Source organism: Candidatus Woesearchaeota archaeon (assembly GCA_020854775.1).
Taxonomy (GTDB): domain Archaea; phylum Nanobdellota; class Nanobdellia; order Woesearchaeales; family 21-14-0-10-32-9; genus 21-14-0-10-32-9.
Genome location: JAHKLZ010000045.1, coordinates 1 through 4,466, shown reverse-complemented (window position 1 = coordinate 4,466; position 4,466 = coordinate 1). Strand labels below are relative to the sequence as shown.

The 4,466-nt window shown below is 30.5% G+C and carries 3 protein-coding genes and 1 CRISPR repeat array; all 3 genes read right to left on the bottom strand.

What is annotated here, in order from left to right; translation table 11 throughout:
* Positions 1 to 156 precede the first annotated feature (156 nt).
* A CRISPR array of direct repeats spans positions 157 to 1,561; the repeat unit is 36 nt; unit sequence GTTTAATAAAGCACCTTTATTTCTACTTTTGTAGAT.
* A 72-nt stretch (positions 1,562 to 1,633) separates the two neighbouring features.
* From KO361_05875 to KO361_05865, 3 genes are read right to left on the bottom strand one after another with little or no spacing between them, the layout of a single operon-like run.
* Positions 1,634 to 3,493 carry a DUF2075 domain-containing protein gene (locus KO361_05875; GenBank protein ID MCC7575092.1) on the bottom strand — a complete coding sequence of 620 codons (1,860 nt, stop codon included), beginning with the start codon at positions 3,491 to 3,493 and terminating at the stop codon, positions 1,634 to 1,636.
* Between the two features lies 1 nt (position 3,494).
* Positions 3,495 to 3,842 (bottom strand): nucleotide pyrophosphohydrolase, encoded by a 348-nt coding sequence (locus tag KO361_05870; protein ID MCC7575091.1) that lies wholly within the window; start codon positions 3,840 to 3,842, stop codon positions 3,495 to 3,497.
* Between the two features lie 56 nt (positions 3,843 to 3,898).
* Positions 3,899 to 4,198 carry a hypothetical protein gene (locus KO361_05865; GenBank protein MCC7575090.1) on the bottom strand — a complete coding sequence of 100 codons (300 nt, stop codon included), beginning with the start codon at positions 4,196 to 4,198 and terminating at the stop codon, positions 3,899 to 3,901.
* Positions 4,199 to 4,466: the final 268 nt, after the last annotated feature.

Genomic DNA, 4,466 nt, shown 5'->3' with positions numbered 1-4,466 from the left:
ATCTTTAACAATTAGAAAAGTGAAAATAATAAGTTTTTTATTAAACAACGCTAAAACCTTAGTCTTAATGATTTTAAGGCATGGAAATAAGCCAAAAAGTCGCGGACTCCCTGAGCCGTTTGTATCTTTTTTTGGCTTATTCCAATTATTTTGAGGGTTTAATAAAGCACCTTTATTTCTACTTTTGTAGATCACACGGTTTGCGAGGTCGCAAGCTGGCAGTTTAATAAAGCACCTTTATTTCTACTTTTGTAGATCTTTAGCTGTTCGACCTCTTGAATTATTAACGTTTAATAAAGCACCTTTATTTCTACTTTTGTAGATCGAAGTTGTATTGGAGTCATTTCATCGCCTAGTTTAATAAAGCACCTTTATTTCTACTTTTGTAGATAGCCACTGCACTATTGTTGGTCCCGCTCGTTTAATAAAGCACCTTTATTTCTACTTTTGTAGATCACTACCAATCTCAACAACTGTATCGTTGGTTTAATAAAGCACCTTTATTTCTACTTTTGTAGATCAAAAGCCGAAGTATCAAGGAAACAACACGGTTTAATAAAGCACCTTTATTTCTACTTTTGTAGATACAAAAAAAACATGAGCAATGTATTAACGTTTAATAAAGCACCTTTATTTCTACTTTTGTAGATTGAATACTTTTTTGCTTCTTCATCTACTGTTTAATAAAGCACCTTTATTTCTACTTTTGTAGATGCTAGTATATCTTCATAAAATCTCTTAAGTTTAATAAAGCACCTTTATTTCTACTTTTGTAGATCCACCACTTAAAATAGGTTCTGTTATAAAGTTTAATAAAGCACCTTTATTTCTACTTTTGTAGATACAGAGTTTCTCCACAAAGATTCGATGAGTTTAATAAAGCACCTTTATTTCTACTTTTGTAGATGGTCTGTAATGAGCCCAATTTCTAGTGCGGTGTTTAATAAAGCACCTTTATTTCTACTTTTGTAGATCTGCCCCCCTTACTCTACCAAAGGCACTAGTTTAATAAAGCACCTTTATTTCTACTTTTGTAGATATTTTAGCCTCTGTATATTTATGTAAAGTTTGTTTAATAAAGCACCTTTATTTCTACTTTTGTAGATCAAGACGGAGATGAAACATACATTGTTACGTTTAATAAAGCACCTTTATTTCTACTTTTGTAGATCTGAATTATACGGTGCAGTCCGCAGAAAAGTTTAATAAAGCACCTTTATTTCTACTTTTGTAGATCGTACTAATGCGACTGAATTACAAGTTGTTGTTTAATAAAGCACCTTTATTTCTACTTTTGTAGATTAGCCTTGAAGATCACGAACTGCCAATCGTTTAATAAAGCACCTTTATTTCTACTTTTGTAGATTCAAACTCAATCGCTGGTATCGTACAACAGTTTAATAAAGCACCTTTATTTCTACTTTTGTAGATCGCCATTGCGACCGCATAAGCCAATTTAGTTTAATAAAGCACCTTTATTTCTACTTTTGTAGATTTTAGTTTGGTTCAGATAAATAACCTTCGGGTTTAATAAAGCACCTTTATTTCTACTTTTGTAGATCACTGTATCGAATTAGACACGGTTATTATTATTATAATAAAATACATTCATTTTTTTATTGTGGATTTTATTTTACCCTTCTACTCTCGCCCTAAAAAACTCTTCGGTTTCTTTGTCTGTAAAATATACGGTACAGCTTTTCATTCCTCTTGTGAGAAGGGTTCGGTATGTGTTTTTAATAATTTGTTCAGCTTTTCTTTCGGTTTTTTGAGGCGAAATTTTGAGTTCTTTTTTGTAGCCATGTAAAGAAGTGTCTGTTTTTGCTCTTTTGTTTGGGTTTGTTATGATTTTCCCGTTTCTTGCTACTAAATCATCTCCAATAATTACCCCAATGTGGTCGAGTTCTAGACCTTGGCATGTGTGTATACAACCGATTTCGTTGATGGATTTTTCTTTTATTATCCACAGGGTTGAATCGCTGGCTAAATTCCATTTCACTTGGAAATTGTGTTCTGGAATTATTATGTCGTATAAATTGGGATTTTTTTTGCTAACCCAATTCCAACAATATCCTGCAACAATTCTAGCTTTATTTTTTTCTTTGTTTTTTTCAAAGATGATTTTTTTTAGTTCGTTTGGGCTGCGTACGATTTGAAAATCAAACTCTTTTTTACTTAACGTGGTGTTTGCTGTTTCTCTTATTCCAAGTGTGTGATCAAGCCATGCAAGATAACCTGTAGAACCGTTGCATCTAAATTGAGATTCAAGTTTGTAATTGTATATGTTTGCATTCATGCTTTTTGCCCAAACTTCAATTTCTTCTTTATTGCCGATATCTTTCCAAGTTACTTTTTGGTCTTCGTCGATGAAAAATATTGATAGTTTTGATGAACTAATTAATTCTTTAATTTGATTTTCTCCTAAATTTCCAAATAATCCACCTTTTTCTCTTAATCTGTGTGCTTCATCTATTATCAACGCGTCAAAAAATAACTTGTCGGTGTCAGTAAATGAACCTGATCCTGTAAATAAATTTGAGATTTCACATTTTTTAAAATGTCCGGTGAGTAAACTTTCATAAACATTTCTTGGAGCAGAGTTTTTTGTGACATATTTGGTGTTCATTTGTGCCTTTGTTAAGGCAACGAGTAGGTTAATCGCTACGACTGATTTTCCAGTTCCTGGTCCTCCTTCTACGATCAATACGCTATGGGTGTTTTGCTTACTTTTCTTTGCTAATTCAAGAGCTTTTTCGTAAACTATTTTTTGATCGTCAATCATTATGAATTCTTGATTTCCTTTCAGCATGGAGGCTAAACTATCGGCTAAATGTTTTGATGGTTTGATTTTTCCATTTTCAATTCGATACATTGTATTTTTTTTGTCGCCGTATTTTATGTGTTTTTTTATAAAATCTCTTAATTTTTGTTTGTCATCTTTAAGGAAAATAGGTGCTTCTTGTATGTAATTTTGATAAAAAGAATTTGAAATAATTCCATCATCTTTGTAATTGTGTAAATATGCACAAGGAGAGAGTTTAATATTTTCTTGATAAACTGTTTGATTGAATTCGTTTATTAGACTTGCGTAAGACCATGCTTGATATGATGGGTGATTTTGTTCGCTTGGTCCGTGTTGAAAACGAGTTACAACAATTGCATCTTTTTCTGTTTTTTCAACTTTTTCCCATTGTTTAAGCTCAATAATAATAACTTGTTCGATGTTTTTTTCATTTAGTCCAGTTATTATAAAATCAATTCTTTTTGAAGTTTGAGGGATTCTGTATTCAATTGATATCCCAGCATCTTCTGGAATTTCTTCATCTCTTAATATTTTTGACATTTCTGTTAATGAATTCTTCCAAGAATTTATTTCATTTCTTCCAACATTAATTTTTAGCTTGTTTTTAACATATGATAAAACAATATCTTCAATACTTTCTTCATCAACTTCTTTTAAAAAGTTTTGTTTTGTTGATTCGTAAACTATCATATTAAAGTTTGTTATATTTTGTGTGATTTCCTTTAGCTTTTTCAACCGGGTATTTGTTCTCGTTTAATTCAAGCTTTCTTTTTAATGCTTCAAGAATATCTATTTCTAGATCATGGCTCATGAGAAGTACCCAATATAAAACATCTGCGAGTTCGTTGCCGATTTCAGTCTTATTTTGAATAATGTGTTTGGTAATTTCTTTTTCGTTTTTCCATTGGAAGTGTTCCATTACTTCATTTGCTTCTAATACAAGCGAAAGTGAAACATCTTTCGGGTTGTGGAATTGTTTCCAATCTCTTGCGTCTCTAAATTTTATTATTCTTTTTATAAAGTCTTCTAATTTTTCCATAATGTTTTAGATAGATGATGGTTAGATTATAAAGAGTTTTTAAAAAATTGAAATTCTTACTTTTTTTCGAGTTCATAAATTTTTTTAGATGCGAGTATCGCCATCCAAAGTTTAAATGGTTCTGTTTTTTTGTTTTTTATTGATTGAATGAGTCTGAAAATGCCTTTGAGGTTTATTAGAGAGTTTTTTGAGATGTCTTTATTGTATAGTTTCTTAATTTCAGGATCTTCATCTATAAGTTTTTTTAATGATTTTTTTGTAAGTGTTTGTAAAACATAGTCAATTTCAAACCACCATTCATTATTAATCCAAAACTTTTTAATATTTTGATTTTGAAAAAAATTATTGAGGTCCATGTTCGTTTGTTTAGTGAAATTTGTTTTTTATTTTAGAATAGTATTGTTAAAAAAATGTTAAAAATTTCTAAATTTTTTCTAAACTTCAATGGATGCATTTTTATTTTTTTGCTAATTTGTTGATGTCTTTAACTTCTCTTCAAAAATGCCTCCTTGTACATTTTGTAAAATTGTTTCTCGTGAGCTTTCTTCGAATGTTTTGTTTGAGGATGATTTTGTTGTTGTGATTCTTGATATTGATCCGATTTCGGAGGGACTTGAGTTTGAT

Coding starts and splice junctions, on each gene's coding strand:
- KO361_05875 (MCC7575092.1), bottom strand. CDS start 3,493: ATGATAGTTTACGAATCAACAAAACAAAACTTTTTAAAAGAAGTTGAT.
- KO361_05870 (MCC7575091.1), bottom strand. CDS start 3,842: ATGGAAAAATTAGAAGACTTTATAAAAAGAATAATAAAATTTAGAGAC.
- KO361_05865 (MCC7575090.1), bottom strand. CDS start 4,198: ATGGACCTCAATAATTTTTTTCAAAATCAAAATATTAAAAAGTTTTGG.